We start from the raw sequence: 17,084 nt of genomic DNA, 5'->3' as shown, positions 1-17,084 counted from the left end.
GGACCCGTTTGGCTGTAGGGGTCCCACAAACAGCCGAGCGCGGACCCCCGAGGTGACGGCGGTCCGCGCCGGGTGGTGGTCCGCGGTTCAGCAGCCGCCGCAGTTGTGGAAGGTCACGTCCCAGTGGTTGCCCTCGTCGGCGTAGACGTTGCCGGCGCCCGAGCGCCACTGCGGGGCGCCGTCACCGCGCACGCCGATGTAGGTGAACGTGTTCTTGATGTAGTTCCCGAGGCACGTGTACTTGCCGAAGTCGAGCTTGTAGCCGTTCCAGTGCGAGTAGGTGCCGCTCGCGTGGCCGGTCTCGGTGCCGCCGGTGATGTTGAGGGCGCAGCCGCTGGCGCTCCTGAGGGTCTGGGCGCCCTGGGCGGTGGCGAGGTTGAGCTGCTCGAAGGAGGTGCAGGTGGGGTTGGAGCGGGTCGAGCAGCCGCCGGAGGACGACCAGGTGATGCCGGAGGAGCGGAACATCGAGGTCGCGGTGGCGTGACTGATCTTGGTGACGGCGTGGGCCTCGCCGCCGGAGGTGAGGGCGCCGAATCCGGGGGCGAAGAGAGCGCCGAGGACGAGGGCGACTGCGGTGAGGACGGAGCGGAGCTTCACGGGGGTTGCCTCCTGCTGGTGACCGTGCGTCGGGTGGGGACGGCTGTGCAGGTGGTGCTCGTCGCGCAGGGAGATGGTGCCGCAGTTCTACGCGCGTCCGCCAGAGGGCGTCGGCCACGCCGTGCGGCCGTCCGGATGAATGTCCGCGCCAGATGTTGAAAGTTGAACCGAATCGGTCTACGGTCGTTCTCGTTGAAGCTTAAACAACCCCTCCCCGCTTCGACACCATCCCGACAAGGAGCACGTCATGGGTCTCTTCGGCCGCAAGAACACCGAGTCCGCCACCACCACCGCCACCCTCCCCGTGGACCCGGCCCTGGCCGCCCTGACCGGCGACTACACCATCGACGCCGCGCACAGCAGCATCGGCTTCACCGTCCGCCACGCCATGGTCACCAACGTCCGCGGCTCCTTCGGCGAGCACGAGGGCACGCTGCGGCTGAACGGCAGCGACCCGGCCGCCTCCACCGCGTCCATCGACGTCAAGATCGCCTCCGTCGACACCGGCATCGGCGACCGCGACAACCACCTGCGCAGCGGCGACTTCTTCGACGCCGAGCAGTTCCCGCTGATGAGCTTCCGCTCCACCGAGGCGGCGCAGCTGGGCGGCGACAAGTACCGGATCACCGGCGACCTGACCATCAAGGACGTCACCAAGCCGCTCTCCATCGACCTGGAGTTCAACGGCACGGCCACCGACCCCTACGGCAACGAGCGCGTCGGCTTCGAGGGCTCCGCCGAGATCCTCCGCTCCGAGTGGGGCCTCACCTGGAACGCGGCCCTGGAGACCGGCGGCGTCATGGTCAGCGACAAGGTGAAGCTGAACTTCGACATCTCCGCGATCAAGAACGCCGCCTGACCCTTCCCCCTCCCGGGTCCGGACACGAGCGCGCCCGCCCTCCGCCCCACGGCGGACGGCGGGCGCTCGGCGTCCTCGGACCGGGTCGCCGGCGCTGCTGGAGATCGCAGCCGCCGAGACCGGCTCCGCGGGGCGGCGCCGTTGTCAGAGGCCGCCGCTAGCGTCGGCGGCATGGAGATCCACATCGACAGTGCCGTGCTGACCGAAGCCGTCGCGGGGGCCGCGCGCGTCCTGCCCGCCCGCTCCCCCGTGCCCGTCCTCGGCGGATTGCTCCTGGAGGCCGGGGAGGACGGCCGGCTCGGCGTCTCCGGCCTCGACCACGAGGCCGCCACCCGCGTCGAGGTCGAGGCGGAGACCGTCGCACCCGGTCGCGCCCTGGTGCTCGGCCGGCGGCTCCTCGACATCTGCAAGGTGCTGCCGCGCGGCCGGGCCGGGCTCGCGGTGGAGGGCGCCCGGCTCTCGGTCACCTCCGGCGACGTCCGCTTCGGCCTCTCGCTGCTGCCGCTGGACGCCTACCCGGCGGCCCCGGCGCTGCCGCCGGTCCTCGGCGAGGTCGACGGGGCCGCGTTCGCGGAGGCGGTCGGCCAGGTCGTCGCGGCGGCCGGGCGGGACGACGCGCTGCCGGTCCTCACCGGCATACGGCTCGCCCTCGACGGCCCGGTGATGACCCTGGCCGCCACGGACCGCTACCGGTACGCGGTCCGCTCCCTGGAGTGGCACCCCTACTCCGGCGCGACCCCCGAGCACCCCGCCGACGTGGTCGTCCCCGCCCGCCGCCTCGCCGAGACCGCCCGCTCCCTCGCCGCCGGCGGACGGGCCCGGCTCGGTCTCGACGCGCACTCCCTCGGCTTCGAGCGGGCCGGCCTGCGCACCACCACCCGGCTGCTCGACGGCCGGCTCCCCCGCCACGACAAGCTCTTCGCCCTCGGCGAGCACTCCGTCGCGGCCACCGGCCGGGCGGCGCTCGTCGAGGCCGTGAAGCGGGTCGCGGTCGTCGCCGAGGGCGACAGCCCGGTCCAGCTCGCCTTCGACGGGACGACGCTCCGGCTCCAGGCCGGGTACGAGGACGACGTCGCCTCCCAGCGGCTGCCCGCGACGCTCACCGGCTCCGCCGCGATGACGGTCGCCTTCAACCCGGGCTACCTGCTGGACGCCCTGGACCGGTTCACCGCCGAGGAGGTACGGCTCCACCTGCTCGGCCCCGGCCAGCGCGCCCTGCTGACCGACGGGGACGACGGCCGCCACCGCCACCTGCTGATGTCGGTGAAGCCGCTGGTCTGAACCCGGAGCCGGGGGCGATCTCGGTACCGGTCAGAATCCTCCGCCGCCGAAGTCACCGCCGCCGAAGCCGCCGCCTCCGCCGAAGTCACCTCCGCCGCCGAAGTCACCGCCCCCGTGGTCACCGCCGCCGAAGTCCGTGCCGCCGAAGTCACCGCCCTGGCCGTCCTGGAAGTCGGGGCCGCCGTACTCGGAGGCGTAGGCCGGGGTGGCGAGCGCCGAGCCGAGGAGGGTCCCCACGAGGAGGCCGGGGAGGAGGCCGTTGCCGAAGTAACCGCCGGCCCACGGGCCGTACGCCGGGCCCGCCTCCCAGTAGGGGCGGCGGCCGGAGTCGGTCTCGACGGTGCGGCCCTGCGGGTCCCGGCCGTCGTCCAGGCGGGCCGCGTCGGCGGCGCAGACCGGGACCTCGCGGGAGCTCCCGCCGGCCGGGGTCCAGGTGCGGTCCTCGGTGGACGGGCCGTGGCGCGGGTCGAAGAAGCACGGGGGCCTGCGCTCCGGCAGCGGACGGGAGGCGCGGCGGGCGTCCAGCACCGCGAGCGCGTGACGGCCGTCGTCCAGGGCCTGGGTCACCCCGCGTACGTCGTGCGGCCGGGTCGCCGAGCCCATCAGCGACTTCGCCCGGTCGTAGGAGTCCAGGGCGCTCTCGTAGTCGGCGCGCATCGCCTCGTCGGCGCCGCGCTCCGCCGGGTGGAAGTCGAGCCGTTCCAGCTCCTCGCCGAAGGCGGTGATGTCCTCGTCGACCACGACCCGCAGCTTCTCCAGCGCCGCCCGCTCCTCCGCCTCCTTCCGCTTCCGCCGGCCGCGCACCACCGCGTAGGCGCCCGCGCCGCCGGCGGCGGCGACCGCGCCGAGGGTGACGAGGCCGGCGACCGGCACGCCGGAGTCGGACCCGCCGGCCCAGGCGTCCGGGGCGCTCCCGCGCATCGCGGGGAGGGCCTGGTCGGCGAAGGCGTTCAGTTCGGTGGCGGCGTCGGTGCCGGGCCGGGTGACGGTGGCGACCATGTTCGTCACCGCGCCCTCCGACAGCACCTGGCTGTCAGCCTTCGCGGCGAAGTCGTCGCCGAGCCGGACCGCGTACACGCCGGCGATCCCGGTCTGTTCGCGCAGGTTGTCGATGAGCCCCTGCGGCGGGTACTCGGCGCCCTCCGGCAGCACCGCCACGAAGAGGGGCTTGTCGGCGTCCTCGATCTTCTCCGCGAGGGCGGCCGCGTCGGCCGTCGAGAGCTGGTCGGCGGCGCCCGGGTCGACGTAGACCGGGCCCTGTCTCAGGGCCGCGCCCGCCTCCGGCACGCCGGTGGCCCTGGCACCCGCCGACGCGGGGGCCAGGGCCAGGAGCAGCAGGAGGATCAGCCCGGCGAGGGCCGACCACACCAAAATCGCCCTGGTCCTCATGGTTCGAAATTACCCGAATGGACCAGAAGTAGACATACCGGATGGAGTTCCTTTACTCCGCGGGGTCCACCCCGGCCCGCAGCAGACCGTAGGTGAAGGCGTCCTCCAGGGCCTGCCAGGAGGCGGCGATCACGTTCTCGCCGACGCCGACGGTGGACCACTCGGTGTTGCCGTCGCCGGTGGTGACGAGGACGCGGGTGGTGGACTCGGTGCCGTGCCGGCCTTCGAGGATGCGGACCTTGTAGTCGACCAGCTCGAACTTGGCGAGCTGCGGGTAGATCCGCTCCAGGGCCACCCGCAGGGCCTTGTCGAGGGCGTTGACCGGGCCGTTGCCCTCGGCGGTCGCGAGCATCCGCTCGCCCTTGGCCCACAGCTTGACGGTGGCCTCGTTGGCGTGGGTGCCGTCGGGCCGGTTCTCGGTGATCGCCCGCCAGGACTCGATGCGGAAGTAGCGGCGGGCCCGGCCCTCGGCCTCGGCGCGGAGCAGCAGCTCGAAGGAGGCGTCGGCCGCCTCGTACGTGTAGCCCTGGAGCTCGCGCTCCTTGACCCGCTCGACCACCCGGGCGACCAGGGCGCGGTCGCCGCCGAGGTCGATGCCGAGCTCCTTGCCCTTGAGCTCGATGGAGGCGCGGCCGGCCATGTCGGAGACGAGCATCCGCATGGTGTTGCCGACCAGCTCGGGGTCGATGTGCTGGTAGAGGTCCGGGTCGACCTTGATGGCGGAGGCGTGCAGGCCGGCCTTGTGGGCGAAGGCGGAGACGCCCACGTACGGCTGGTGGGTGGACGGGGTGAGGTTGACGACCTCGGCGATGGCGTGCGAGATCCGGGTCATCTCGGCGAGGGCGCCGTCGGGCAGCACCTTCTTGCCGTACTTGAGCTCCAGGGCGGCGACGACCGGGAAGAGGTTGGCGTTGCCGACCCTTTCGCCGTAGCCGTTGGCGGTGCACTGGACGTGGGTGGCGCCGGCGTCGACGGCGGCGAGGGTGTTGGCGACGGCGCAGCCGGTGTCGTCCTGGGCGTGGATGCCGAGCCGGGCGCCGGTGTCGGCGAGCACGGTGGCGACGACGGCCTGGATCTGGGCGGGCAGCATGCCGCCGTTGGTGTCGCAGAGGATGACGACGTCGGCGCCGGCCTCGTGCGCGGCCCGGACGACGGACTTGGCGTAGGCGGGGTTGGCCTTGTAGCCGTCGAAGAAGTGCTCCATGTCGACGAAGACCCGGCGTCCCTGGGCGACCAGGTGGGAGACGGTGTCGCGGACCATCTCCAGGTTCTCGTCGAGGGTGGTGCGCAGGGCCAGTTCGACGTGCCGGTCGTGGGACTTGGCCACCAGGGTGATCACCGGGGCGCCGGAGTCGAGCAGCGCCTTGACCTGCGGGTCGTCGGCCGCGCTGCCGCCGGCCCTGCGGGTGGCGCCGAAGGCGACGAGCCGCGCGTTCCTGAAGTGGATCTCCTGGCGGGCGCGGGCGAAGAACTCGGTGTCGCGCGGGTTGGCGCCGGGCCAGCCGCCCTCGATGAAGCCGACGCCGAACTCGTCGAGGTGCCGGGCGATGGTCAGCTTGTCCGCGACCGTGAGGTTGATGCCCTCACGCTGGGCTCCGTCGCGGAGCGTCGTGTCGAAGACGTGGAAGCTGTCGTCGGCCGGGCCAGCGCCCGGGCGGGGGCTCTCGCCGTTCTCGGTGGTCATGACTGTGTTGGCTCCTGTCGGATGTGGCTCCGGAAGGGATGGATCCACTTGCCCCCATTCTCACGCGCCGTCCGTCTCCGGCGTGGGTGGGGCCGGAAAACGAAAAAACCCCTCGCGGGTGCGAGAGGTCTGCGCGCGGGTCTGGGGCACGGTGGCCGCCGCCGCGGGGGTGGGGTCCCGGGGTTCAGCGGTCACTGCGGACCGGCGCGCTGCTGCCGATAATCATCGTGGTAGCAAGCACGCCCGCAGTCTGCCACAGGCCCGCGCGGTTCAGGACGCGGATCTCACGATGCGGAATCCGCGCCGGCGGTCCTCCTGGCCGGCGGTACGGAGCCGGGCGCGGCGGCCGTCTCCTCGGGGGTGCCCACCCGGGCCAGGTCGATGTCGCGGGTCTCCCGCATGGTCAGGTAGACGATCAGCGAGACGGCCGCGCACCCCGCCACGTACCAGGCGAAGCCCGATTCGACGCCGGCGTTCTTGAACCAGAGGGCCACGTACTCGGCGGTGCCGCCGAAGAGCGCGTTGGCGATCGCGTACGGCAGGGCGACGCCGAGGGCGCGGATGCCGGTGGGGAACAGCTCGGCCTTCACACAGGCGTTGATCGAGGTGTACCCGGTGACGACGAGCAGCGCGAGGAGCGAGAGGCCGAGGGCGGGCCAGAAGGAGTCGGCGCGCCCCAGCATGGTCAGGATCGGCACCGTGAGGAGGGTGGAGCCGACGGCGAAGGTGATGAGGAGGGGGCGGCGGCCGATCCGGTCGGAGAGCGCGCCGGCGAGCGGCTGGAGGCAGGCGAAGACGATGAGGGCGCAGAAGGAGACGAGCGTGGCGGTCTGCTTGGGCAGCCCGGCGCTGTTGGAGAGGTACTTGGTGAGGTAGGTGGTGTACGTGTAGTAGGCCACCGTGCCGCCCATGGTGAGGGCGACGACGAGGAACGCCTCGCGGCGGTGCGCCCACAGGGCCTTGAGGGTGCCCTGCTCGCCGTGGGCGACTCCGGCGTCGGCGGTCCGCTCGTACACCTCGGTCTCCAGCATGTTCCGTCGCAGGTAGAAGACGACGGCGGCGCCGAGGGCGCCGATGACGAAGGGCACGCGCCAGCCCCAGCTGTGCAGGGCCTCGCTGGACATCGTGTGCTGGAGGACCAGCAGCAGGCCGAGGCCGAGGATCTGTCCGGCGGTCATGGAGACGTACTGGAAGCTGGAGGCGAGGCCGCGCCGGCCGGGGGCGGACGCCTCCGTGAGGTAGGTGGCGCTGGCCGCGTACTCGCCGCCGACGGAGAGGCCCTGGAGGAGGCGGGCGACGAGGAGGACGGCGGCGCCGCCGTAGCCGGCGACGGCGTAGGTGGGGGCGACGGCGATGAGCAGGGCCGAGGCGGACATGAGGGTGACCGTGAGGGTCAGCGCGGCCTTGCGGCCCTTGCGGTCGCCGACCCGGCCGAGCAGCCAGCCGCCGACGGGGCGCATGAAGAAGCCGACGGCGAAGATGCCCGCGGTGTTCATGAGCTTGGCGGTGTCGTTGCCCTCGGGGAAGAAGGCGCCGGCGAAGTAGACGGCGAAGCTCGCGTACACGAACCAGTCGAACCACTCGACCATGTTCCCGGCCGACCCGATCCAGATCTTCTTCCAGTGATCTCGTCCCATGGCCCGGAACCGTGCCGGAGTCGGCCCCCGTCCAACAAGGGTGCACGGGGCAACGATCGGGAGTACTTACGTGCCTTGAGTTCGCGGGATCAGGGTTTCGTCGATGAACTCCCGCACCTGCACGAGGACTTCGCCCCGCCCGGTGCCGGGCAGGCCGACCGCGACGTGCACGCTGTAGCCGTCCAGGAGTGCGCGCATCCGGGTGGCGAAGCGATCGGGGTCGACGGGCCGGAACTCGCCGCGCGAGACGCCCTCGGCGAGGATCGCGACGAGGTCCCGGTGCCAGGCACGCTCGATGGCGGCCTGCCGGGCGCGGGCGTCCGCGTCGGCGTTCTGGGACCGGTTCCAGACCTCCAGCCAGAGCGTCCAGTGCGGGTCGCGCGGCCCGGCGGGCACGTACACGTCGACGTACCCGTCGAGCCGCTCGCGGGAGGTGCCGGGCCCGGAGAGCAGCGCCCCGCGCTCCGCGCCGAGCCGGCCCTCGCTCCACTCCAGCGTCTGGAGCAGCAGCTCGTCCTTGGTGCGGAAGTAGTACAGCAGGTGGCCGCTGCTCATCCCGACCTGGCGCCCGAGCCCGGCCATCGTGAGCCCGTCGAGCCCCCGCTCGGCGACGGTGTCCATCGCCGCGGCGAAGACGTCCTCGCGAGGCGGGGCGGGCTGGTTGCGCCGGCGGCGGGCGGGGGCCGGGACGGGGCTGCTGCTCTGACTCACTCGTACGTTCTACACCGCGGGCTGCTGCTGGGTGATGCAGTGGATGCCGCCGCCGGCCGCGAAGATCGTGCGGGCGTCGACCAGGACGACCTCGCGGTCCGGGAAGAGGCGGCGGAAGATCTCGGCGGCGAGCTCGTCGTGCGGGTCGTCGAAGGCGCAGAGGACGACGGCGCCGTTGCAGAGGTAGTGGTTGATGTAGGAGTAGTCGACCCAGTCGCCCTCCTCGTCCTTGAGGACGGTGGGGGCCGGGACCTCGATGACCTCCAGCGGGCGGCCCTGGGCGTCGGTCTGGGCGCGCAGGATGTCGGCGTACAGCCGGGAGCGGCCGTAGTCGGGGTGGTTCGGGTCCTGTTGGCTGTGGACGAGGACGGTGCCGGGGCGGGCGAAGGCGGCGACGATGTCGATGTGGCCCTGGGTGCCGTACATGCCGTAGTCGCCGGCGAGGCCGTGCGGAAGCCAGATCGCCTTGGTGGTGCCGAGCCTGGCGTGGATCTCCCGCTCGACCTCCTCGCGGCTCCACTCGGGGTTGCGGCCGGAGCCGAGCTGGACGGTGTCGGTGAGCAGGACGGTGCCCTCGCCGTCGACGTGGATGCCGCCGCCCTCGTTCACCAGGGGGCTGCTCAGCACGGGTACCCCGGCGGCGTCCGCGACATGGCGGGCGATCTTGGAGTCGTGCTCCCAGCGGGCCCAGTCCTGGGCGCCCCAGCCGTTGAAGACCCAGTCCACGGCGGCCAGGGAGGTGCCGTCGGTGACGAAGGTGGGGCCGATGTCGCGCATCCAGGCGTCGTCGAGGTCCCGCTCGACCAGCTCGACGCCCTCGCCGAGGAGCGCGCGGGCCCCCTCCGCGTCGCCGGGCGCGACGACCATCGTCACCGGCTCGAAGCGGCGTACGGTCCGGGCGACGGAGGCCCACGCCTCGCGGGCGGCGGCGAGCTCGGCCTCGTCGGTGAAGGTGGGGTTGGGGCTGGGCCAGGCCATCCAGGTCCGCTCGTGCGGGGTCCACTCGGCGGGCATGCGGTACGCGGTCATGGCGGGGTCCTCGGGGAAGTGGAACGATGCGGTCGACTCTTTGAGCGACACTCTAAATGCTGAGAGGTTTCCCTCCAAGCATTGACGTCAGGTGCAGGCACAGGTCACATTGAGCGCCACTCAAAAGTTCCCCTTCCGCTCCCCCGGAGGTCCCATGGCGGTCGAACAATCCGGAACCGGTCGGCACGGCACCGAGCAGCGCGGCATCGAGCAGCGCGGCGTCGACACCGTCCCCGAGGCCGAACGCACCAGCGGCCCCCGCGACCTCGTCGCGATCCTGCTCGGCTCCAACCTCTGCCTGGGGGTGATCGTCTTCGGCTGGCTGCCCGTCTCCTTCGGCCTCGGCCTGTGGGGCTCGGTGACCTCCGTGGTGGCCGGCACCATCGCCGGCGTCGCCGTCACCGCCCCGCTGGCGCTGGTCTCGCTGCGTACCGCCACCAACCTCTCCACCTCCTCCGGCGCCTTCTTCGGCGTCCGCGGCCGGCTCGTCGGCTCGGTGGTGGGGCTGCTGCTCTCGCTGGGCTACACCGCCCTGACGCTGTGGATCGGCGGCGACGTGATGGTGGGCACCCTCGCCCGGCTGACCGGCCTCTCCACCGGCGACGGGACGCACGTGGCCGTGTACACGCTGCTCGCGGCCTGCACGGTGGTGGGCGCCGTGTACGGCTACCGGCTGCTGCTGCGGCTCAGCAAGGCGCTCGCCGTCGGCATGACCGTCCTCCTGGCCATCGGGCTCGCCGCGTACGCCGGCGACTTCACCGCCGCGCCGGCGCCGGACACCCCGTACCTGCTCGGCTCCTTCTGGCCGACCTGGCTGCTCTCGGCCGTCGCCGCCGGTCTCAGCGGCCCGGTCGCCTTCATCACCCTGCTGGGCGACTACACCCGGTACGTCTCCCCCGCCCGCCACAGCGCGCGGAGCGTCTGGCGGGCCACCTGTCTCGGGCTGCTCGTGGGCCTGCTGGTACCGCAGCTCTTCGGCACGTTCACGGCGCTCGCCGCCCGGGCGGGCCACGACTACGCGGGGCCGCTGGTCGCCGCCTCCCCCGCCTGGTACCTGGTCCCCCTGCTGCTCGCCGCCGCCGCGGGCTCCGTCGGCAACGCCGGCCTGATGCTCTACTCGATGGGCCTCGACCTGGACGCCATCCTGCCCCGGGCCACCCGGGCGCGCGCCACCCTCGTCGTCGCGGCGGTCGCCACCGGCTTCGTGCTCCTCGGGCACTTCGCCACGGACGCCCGGTCGGCGATGACCTCGTTCGTGCTGCTCCTGACCGCGCTCGGCACCCCGTGGGCGGTCATCACCCTGATCGGGCACGTCCGCTGCCGGGGCGAGTACGACCCCGAGGCGCTCCAGGTCTACAACCGGCGCTCACGCGGCGGGATCTACTGGTTCTCGGCCGGCTGGCACCCGCGCGCCACCGCGTCCTGGGCGCTCGGCGCCGCCGTCGGCCTCGCCGCCGTCTCCACCCCGCTGTACGAGGGCCCGCTGCTGGCCCTGACCGGCGGGATCGACTGCAGCTTCGTGCTGTCCGGGCTCACCGGCGGACTGCTGTACGCGGCCCTCACCCCCGCCCCGGAACGGGCGGCGCCCGGGACGGAGTCCGTCCCGGGCGCCCTGGCCGACCGGCCCTGAGGTCACTTGCCCAGCTGGTGCACCCAGCCGTGGGTGTCCTCGGCCTTGCCGGTCTGGATCGCGAGCAGTGCCTCGCGCAGCTTCATGGTGACCTCACCGGGCTCGCCGCCCGAGTGGTGCCACTCGCCGCGGGCGGACTTCACCGTGCCGACGGGGGTGATGACGGCGGCGGTGCCGCAGGCGAAGACCTCGGTGAGGGTGCCGTTCGCGGCGTCCTCCTGCCACTGGTCGATGGAGACGCGGGCCTCCTCGGACTCGTAGCCGAGGTCCTTGGCGACCTGGAGCAGCGAGTCGCGGGTGATGCCGGCGAGCAGCGAGCCGGTGAGGGTCGGGGTGACGATCCTGTCCCCGTAGACGAAGTACAGGTTCATGCCGCCCAGTTCCTCGACCCACTTGTGCTCGACGGCGTCGAGGTAGGCGACCTGGATGCAGCCCTTCTCGGCGGCCTCGGCCTGGGCGAGCAGGGAGGCGGCGTAGTTGCCGCCGGTCTTGGCGTCGCCGACGCCGCCGGGGACGGCGCGGACGCGGTCCTCGGAGGCCCAGATGGCGACCGGCTTGACGCCGTCGGGGAAGTAGGCGCCGGCCGGGGAGGCGATGACGACGAAGAGGTACTCGTTGGCCGGGCGGACGCCGAGGCCGACCTCGGTGGCGATCATGAACGGGCGCAGGTAGAGCGACTCCTCGCCGCCGTGCGGCGGGACCCACGCCTGGTCCTGGCGGACCAGGGCGTCACACGCCTCGACGAAGGTCTCGACCGGAAGCTCCGGCATGCCGAGCCGGCGGGCGGAGTACTGGAAGCGGCGGGCGTTGGCGTCCGGGCGGAAGGAGGCGACCGAGCCGTCGGGGCGGCGGTACGCCTTCAGGCCCTCGAAGATCTCCTGCGCGTAGTGGAGGACGCTGGTCGCCGGGTCGAGGGAGAGCGGGCCGTACGGCACGAGCTGGCCGTCGTGCCAGCCGCGGCCCTCGGTCCAGCGGATGGTGACCATGTGGTCGGTGAAGTGGCGGCCGAATCCCGGGTTGGCCAGGATCGCCTCTCGCTCCGCGGTGGACAGCGGGCTGGAGGAGGGCTTGAGCTCGATCGTGGGCTTCGTCATGAGTGCGTGTCCTTCACCGGTTGTGTGGGTCGGACCGCGCCCACGGCGTGCCCGCATGCCGCGGCCCCACGTTCGATTATCGCCCGGGGGGACCGGAGGACGAAACGGGTGGACGCGGCGCGGGTGAGCGCGATCCGGTGAGAGGGAGAGTAGGGGTTCTCGCGCCCGGTGGCCGCATACGACGAAGCAGCCGCCGGGTGTCTGGGAGACCCGGCGGCTGCTCTGTGGAGTCAGTGTGGCGCGCGGGTCAGCTCGCTACTCGCGCGGCGAGCGCGTCGCCGATCTCGTCCGTCGTGCGGACGGCGTCGCCCCGCTCGGTCAGGTCTGCCTCGACGGCGGCCTCGACGCGGGCGGCCTCGGTCTCGTAGCCGAGGTGGCGCAGCAGCAGGGCGACGGAGAGGACGGTGGCCGTGGGGTCGGCCTTGCCCTGGCCGGCGATGTCCGGCGCGGAGCCGTGGACCGGCTCGAACATGGACGGGAAGTCGCGACTCGGGTTGATGTTGCCCGAGGCGGCGACGCCGATGCCGCCGGAGACGGCCGCGGCGAGGTCGGTGATGATGTCGCCGAAGAGGTTGTCGGTGACGATGACGTCGAAGCGGGCCGGGTCGGTGACGAGGAAGATCGTCGCGGCGTCGACGTGCAGGTAGTCGGTGGTGACCTCGGGGAACTCCTGGGCGACACGGTGGAAGATGTCGGTCCAGAGGTGGCCGGCGAAGGTCAGCACGTTGTTCTTGTGGACCAGCGTCAGCTTCTTGCGCGGGCGGGCCTGGGCGCGGGCGAAGGCGTCCCGGACCACGCGCTCGACACCGAAGGCGGTGTTCACGGACACCTCGGTGGCGACCTCGTGCTCGGTGCCCTTGCGGATGGTGCCGCCGTTGCCGGTGTACGGGCCCTCGGTGCCCTCGCGGACCACGACGAAGTCGATCGCGGGCTGGCCGGCCAGCGGGGTCGCGACGCCGGGGAGCAGCTTCGAGGGGCGGAGGTTCACGTGGTGGTCGAAGGCGAAGCGCAGCTTCAGGAGGAAGCCGCGCTCCAGGACGCCGGAGGGCACGGAGGGGTCGCCGATCGCGCCGAGCAGGATGGCGTCGTGCTTCTTGAGGGAGTCCAGGTCGGCGTCGGTGAGGGTCTCACCGGTGGCGTGGTAGCGCTTGGCGCCGAAGTCGTACTCCTCGGTCTCCAGCTTCACGTCCTGGGGAAGCACCGCCGAGAGGACCTTGAGGCCCTGGGCCACGACCTCCTGGCCGATGCCGTCGCCGGGGATGACTGCGAGATCGATGCTGTGAGACATGGCGGCACCCTACTCTTCGTCCCATCGTCTGACACGCAACGTCCACCATGTGGACGAACGGACAGGCGCCGGGGGTGGTTCAGTGACCGGTCGAGCCGCCGTTGTCGCGGCGGTCGAGGGCGCGCTGGAGGGCGGCGGCGGCGTTCTGCCGGGCCTCGTCGCTCGGACGGGTGGCGGAGTGGCGGACGCGGGGGGCGGTCTGAGCGGCCATGGGGGATCGACTCCTTGAGATCAGTGGTGATCCGGATGTGCGGAGATCAGCTGCGATCGGGAGATCAGTGATCGAAGGCGCCGGAAAGGGGCGGGGAGCGCCGCCGCAGGGGTTGCCTGCACGGGGCGTCGCGCTCTCGGCCGCCATTCGCTGATGAAGCGAGACGTTCGGCTTCTACAAAGCTAGGGCAGGGACCCGCATCTGTCTCCACAATTACTCGGACTTCCTACTATCTGAGACGGCGGCTCTCCCCCGGCCGCCCGATCCGTCACACGACGTCGCCGTCCCGCCAGTCGAAGACCAGCGGCGCCCCCTGGTCCGGGAGGGCGAGAGCGCCCGCCGCGCGGACGAAGACGCCGCCCTCCTCCTCCGGGAGCCGGACGATCCCCTCGGGGCCCAGCACCGCGATCGGCCCGCCCCAGACCTGCCAGCCGCGCCCCCGGTAGAGGGCGGCGCCCTCGTCGGAGGCGGAGAGCGCGCCGAAGGCGTGGGTCGCGTCGATCACCCGCTCCAGGGCGTCCATCACGGCGCCGCCGAGGCCGCGCCGGCGCGCGTCGGCCCGGACGGCGACCCCCTCGACGTATCCGGTCCGGTACGAGCGTCCGCGGTGCAGCACCCGGCGCTGGACGACGGCCCCGTGCGCGACGAGCCCCGTCCCGTCCTCGATCCAGGCGTGGACGCCGCCGAGGGTGTGGTCCCAGTCCGCCGCGGAGAAGTCGCCGTCGAAGGCGGAGTCGAGCAGGGCGCGGACGGCCGTCAGCCGCTCGGCGCCGAGGGAATGGGTGGGCGCGGTCCTCACGGTCATCCGCCCACCCTGCCACCGGGCCCCCGGGGGCCGCACACGAATACCGTCCCGTGCCCGCACATCCATACCGTCCCGGGCCCGCACATGAATACCGCCCCCGACCCCGGTCTGGGGGGACCGGGGAGGGGGGCGGTGATCAGGGGCCGCTCACGCGGCGGGCGGGCGTCAGCCCATGTGCGGGTAGCCGTACTCGGTCGGCGGGACCAGCGTCTCCTTGATGGCGCGGGTCAGCGTCCAGCGCATCAGGTTCTGCGGGGCGCCGGCCTTGTCGTTGGTGCCCGAGGCACGGCCGCCGCCGAAGGGCTGCTGGCCGACGACGGCGCCGGTCGACTTGTCGTTGATGTAGAAGTTGCCCGCGGCGAAGCGGAGCTTCTCCATCGTGTGCGCGGCGGCGGCGCGGTCGTTGGAGATGACGGCGCCGGTGAGGGCGTAGTCCGAGACCGACTCCATCTGGGTCAGCATCTCGTCGTACTTCTCGTCCTCGTACACGTGGATCGCGAGGATCGGACCGAAGTACTCGGCCTTGAAGACCTCGTTCTCCGGGTCGGTGCACTCGATGACGGTCGGGCGGACGAAGTAGCCCTCCGCGTCGTCGTAGGTGCCGCCGGCGATGATCGTGCAGCTCGGGTCGGAGGCCGCGCGGTCGATCGCCGCCTTGTTCTTCGCGAACGAGCGGTCGTCGATGACGGCGCCGATGAAGTTCGACAGGTCGGTGACGTCACCCATCTTGATGCCGTCGACCTCGGCCGCGAACTCCTCCTTGAAGCCGTCGTTCCAGATGGAGGCCGGGACGTACGCACGCGAGGACGCGGAGCACTTCTGGCCCTGGAACTCGAAGGAGCCGCGGGTCAGCGCGGTCTTCAGGATCGCGCGGTCGGCGCTGGGGTGGGCGACGACGAAGTCCTTGCCGCCGGTCTCGCCGACGATCCGCGGGTACGAGCGGTACTTCTCGATGTTGTTGCCGACCGTCTTCCACAGGTGCTGGAAGGTCTTGGTCGAGCCGGTGAAGTGGATGCCGGCCAGGTCGCGGTGGTTCAGGGCCACCTCGGAGACGGCGATGCCGTCGCCGGTCACCAGGTTGATGACGCCCTTCGGCAGGCCGGCCTCCTCCAGGAGCTCCATGAGCAGCACGGCGGAGTGGGTCTGGGTCGGGGACGGCTTCCAGACCACCACGTTGCCCATGAGGGCGGGGGCGGTGGGCAGGTTGCCCGCGATGGCCGTGAAGTTGAACGGCGTGATCGCGTAGACGAAGCCCTCCAGCGGGCGGTGGTCCAGACGGTTCCACACACCCGGGGAGTTGGCCGGCGGCTGCTCGGCCAGGATCTGGCGGGCGTACGCGACGTTGAAGCGCCAGAAGTCGACGAGCTCGCACGGGGTGTCGATCTCGGCCTGCTGGGCGGTCTTCGACTGGCCGAGCATGGTGGAGGCGGCCAGCGTCTCGCGCCACGGGCCGGCGAGCAGCTCGGCGGCGCGCAGAATGATCGCGGCGCGGTCGTCGAAGGACATCGCGCGCCAGGCCGGGGCGGCGGCCAGGGCCGCGTCGATCGCGTCCTGGGCGTCGGCCTCGGTGGCGCCGCGGAAGGTGCCGATGACGGACTTGTGGTTGTGCGGCTGGACGACCTTGAACTCGTCGCCGCCGCCCATCCGCTTCACGCCGCCGATGGTCATCGGCAGCTCGCGCGGGTTGTCGGCCAGCTCCTTGAGAGCGGCCTCCAGACGGGCGCGCTCGGGCGAACCGGGGGCGTAGCCGTGCACCGGCTCGTTGACGGGAGTGGGGACCTGGGTCACAGCGTCCATGAGTCTCTGAACTCCTTCAAAGAGAGGTAGTGGGCTCAGCCCTTGGTGAGGATGGAGCGGACGAAGAAGAGGAGGTTGGCCGGCTTCTCCGCGAGGCGGCGCATGAAGTAGCCGTACCAGTCGGTGCCGTAGGCCGTGTAGACGCGCATGCGGTGGCCCTCGGCGGCGAGGCGGGTCTGCTCCTCGGAGCGGATGCCGTACAGCATCTGGAACTCGTACTCGTCCAGCTTGCGCCCGGCCCGGCGGGCCAGCTCCTGGGCGATCGAGATCAGGCGCGGGTCGTGCGAGCCGATCATCGGGTAGCCCTCGCCGTCCATCAGGATCTTCATGATCCGGACGTACGCCTTGTCGATCTCGGGCTTCTCCTGGATGGCGACCTCGGCGGGCTCCTTGTAGGCGCCCTTCACGATGCGCACCCGGGAGCCGTTGGCGGCGAGGCGGCGGGCGTCCTCCTCGGTGCGGAAGAGGTACGCCTGGATGACGCAGCCGGTCTGCGGGAAGTCCTTCCGCAGCTCGTCGTGGATGGCGAACATCGAGTCGAGGGTGGTGTGGTCCTCGGCGTCCAGGGTGACCGTGGTGCCGATCTCGGCGGCGGCCGCGACGACCGGGCGCACGTTGGCGAGCGCCAGCTCGTGCCCGTTCTCCAGGGACTGGCCGAACATCGACAGCTTGACGGACATCTCGGCGCGCTCGCCGAGGCCCAGCTCCTTGAGGCGGCCGATCAGCTCCAGGTAGGCGTCCCGGGCGGCGTACGACTGCTCGACGGTGGTGATGTCCTCGCCGACGACGTCGAGGGTGATCTCCAGGCCGCGGTCGGTCAGCTCCTGGACGATCGGCACGACGTCGCCGACGGTCTCGCCGGCGATGAAGCGCGCGACGACCTGCTTGGTCCCGGGCGCGGCCGACACGAGACGGCGCATCTTGTCGCTGCGCGACGCGGCGAGGATCACGGGACCCAGCACGGGGCACCTCCAAAGAGCAAGGGTAGAACGGGGCCGTTACCGGTCACAGGGGTACGAACCGGGAACAGCACGGAGAACCACCGTGAAACCTAGGGATCGCTCCGATCCTG

Annotated in this window: 15 protein-coding genes; 3 read left to right on the top strand and 12 right to left on the bottom strand. The window is 72.0% G+C overall.

What is annotated here, in order from left to right; all coding sequences use genetic code 11:
• Positions 1-87: 87 nt before the first annotated feature.
• On the bottom strand, positions 88-597 hold the full coding sequence (locus ACIGHB_RS17980; protein ID WP_360317320.1) for a hypothetical protein: 510 nt from the start codon (positions 595-597) through the stop codon (positions 88-90).
• A gap of 247 nt (positions 598-844) precedes the next feature.
• Between ACIGHB_RS17980 and ACIGHB_RS17975 the strand changes: the two genes are divergently transcribed.
• Together ACIGHB_RS17975 and dnaN are read left to right on the top strand one after the other, a co-directional pair.
• Positions 845-1,456 carry a YceI family protein gene (locus ACIGHB_RS17975; RefSeq protein ID WP_360317323.1) on the top strand — a complete coding sequence of 204 codons (612 nt, stop codon included), beginning with the start codon at positions 845-847 and terminating at the stop codon, positions 1,454-1,456.
• 171 nt (positions 1,457-1,627) lie between these two features.
• The gene (gene dnaN / locus ACIGHB_RS17970) at positions 1,628-2,737 is read left to right on the top strand and encodes a DNA polymerase III subunit beta (protein WP_399914128.1); all 1,110 of its coding nucleotides are present in this window, start codon (positions 1,628-1,630) and stop codon (positions 2,735-2,737) included.
• Between the two features lie 30 nt (positions 2,738-2,767).
• Here the strand turns inward: dnaN and ACIGHB_RS17965 are convergent, their stop codons facing one another.
• The 5 genes from ACIGHB_RS17965 to ACIGHB_RS17945 all read right to left on the bottom strand — a co-directional run bounded on the left by ACIGHB_RS17965 (position 2,768) and on the right by ACIGHB_RS17945 (position 9,187).
• Entirely contained in the window at positions 2,768-4,126 is a 1,359-nt protein-coding gene (locus ACIGHB_RS17965) for a hypothetical protein (RefSeq protein ID WP_399914125.1), read from the bottom strand.
• A 52-nt stretch (positions 4,127-4,178) separates the two neighbouring features.
• Positions 4,179-5,810: a citramalate synthase gene (cimA, locus tag ACIGHB_RS17960; protein ID WP_360317332.1), complete on the bottom strand. Its 1,632-nt coding sequence runs from the start codon at positions 5,808-5,810 to the stop codon at positions 4,179-4,181.
• Between the two features lie 284 nt (positions 5,811-6,094).
• A complete protein-coding gene (locus ACIGHB_RS17955; RefSeq protein WP_399914122.1) occupies positions 6,095-7,447 on the bottom strand; it encodes an MFS transporter in 1,353 nt (450 codons plus the stop codon).
• Between the two features lie 66 nt (positions 7,448-7,513).
• The gene (locus tag ACIGHB_RS17950) at positions 7,514-8,068 is read right to left on the bottom strand and encodes a TetR/AcrR family transcriptional regulator (RefSeq protein WP_388872124.1); all 555 of its coding nucleotides are present in this window, start codon (positions 8,066-8,068) and stop codon (positions 7,514-7,516) included.
• A gap of 99 nt (positions 8,069-8,167) precedes the next feature.
• Positions 8,168-9,187, bottom strand: coding sequence for an agmatine/peptidylarginine deiminase (locus ACIGHB_RS17945; protein ID WP_399914119.1), 1,020 nt, complete (start codon positions 9,185-9,187; stop codon positions 8,168-8,170).
• 154 nt (positions 9,188-9,341) lie between these two features.
• Between ACIGHB_RS17945 and ACIGHB_RS17940 the strand changes: the two genes are divergently transcribed.
• On the top strand, positions 9,342-10,817 hold the full coding sequence (locus ACIGHB_RS17940) for a cytosine permease (protein WP_399914116.1): 1,476 nt from the start codon (positions 9,342-9,344) through the stop codon (positions 10,815-10,817).
• Positions 10,818-10,819: 2 nt separating this feature from the next.
• On the opposite strand, the gene ACIGHB_RS17935 is transcribed toward ACIGHB_RS17940, so the two are convergent.
• The 6 genes from ACIGHB_RS17935 to ACIGHB_RS17910 all read right to left on the bottom strand — a co-directional run bounded on the left by ACIGHB_RS17935 (position 10,820) and on the right by ACIGHB_RS17910 (position 16,974).
• Complete coding sequence (locus ACIGHB_RS17935; RefSeq protein ID WP_360317342.1) at positions 10,820-11,911, bottom strand: branched-chain amino acid aminotransferase; 1,092 nt, start codon at positions 11,909-11,911, stop codon at positions 10,820-10,822.
• 247 nt (positions 11,912-12,158) lie between these two features.
• Positions 12,159-13,199 (bottom strand): 3-isopropylmalate dehydrogenase, encoded by a 1,041-nt coding sequence (locus ACIGHB_RS17930; protein ID WP_360317344.1) that lies wholly within the window; start codon positions 13,197-13,199, stop codon positions 12,159-12,161.
• A gap of 79 nt (positions 13,200-13,278) precedes the next feature.
• Positions 13,279-13,410 (bottom strand): hypothetical protein, encoded by a 132-nt coding sequence (locus ACIGHB_RS17925; protein WP_268254967.1) that lies wholly within the window; start codon positions 13,408-13,410, stop codon positions 13,279-13,281.
• A 268-nt stretch (positions 13,411-13,678) separates the two neighbouring features.
• The gene (locus ACIGHB_RS17920) at positions 13,679-14,281 is read right to left on the bottom strand and encodes a GNAT family N-acetyltransferase (protein ID WP_399914110.1); all 603 of its coding nucleotides are present in this window, start codon (positions 14,279-14,281) and stop codon (positions 13,679-13,681) included.
• Between the two features lie 99 nt (positions 14,282-14,380).
• Complete coding sequence (pruA, locus tag ACIGHB_RS17915; protein ID WP_360317348.1) at positions 14,381-16,012, bottom strand: L-glutamate gamma-semialdehyde dehydrogenase; 1,632 nt, start codon at positions 16,010-16,012, stop codon at positions 14,381-14,383.
• Between the two features lie 35 nt (positions 16,013-16,047).
• Positions 16,048-16,974, bottom strand: a complete 927-nt coding sequence (locus ACIGHB_RS17910; RefSeq protein WP_360317350.1) for a proline dehydrogenase family protein — start codon at positions 16,972-16,974, stop codon at positions 16,048-16,050.
• Positions 16,975-17,084 lie beyond the last annotated feature (110 nt).

Source organism: Streptomyces sp. NPDC085460 (assembly GCF_044541975.1).
GTDB lineage: Bacteria > Actinomycetota > Actinomycetes > Streptomycetales > Streptomycetaceae > Streptomyces.
This window is presented reverse-complemented; position numbering and strand designations above follow the sequence as displayed.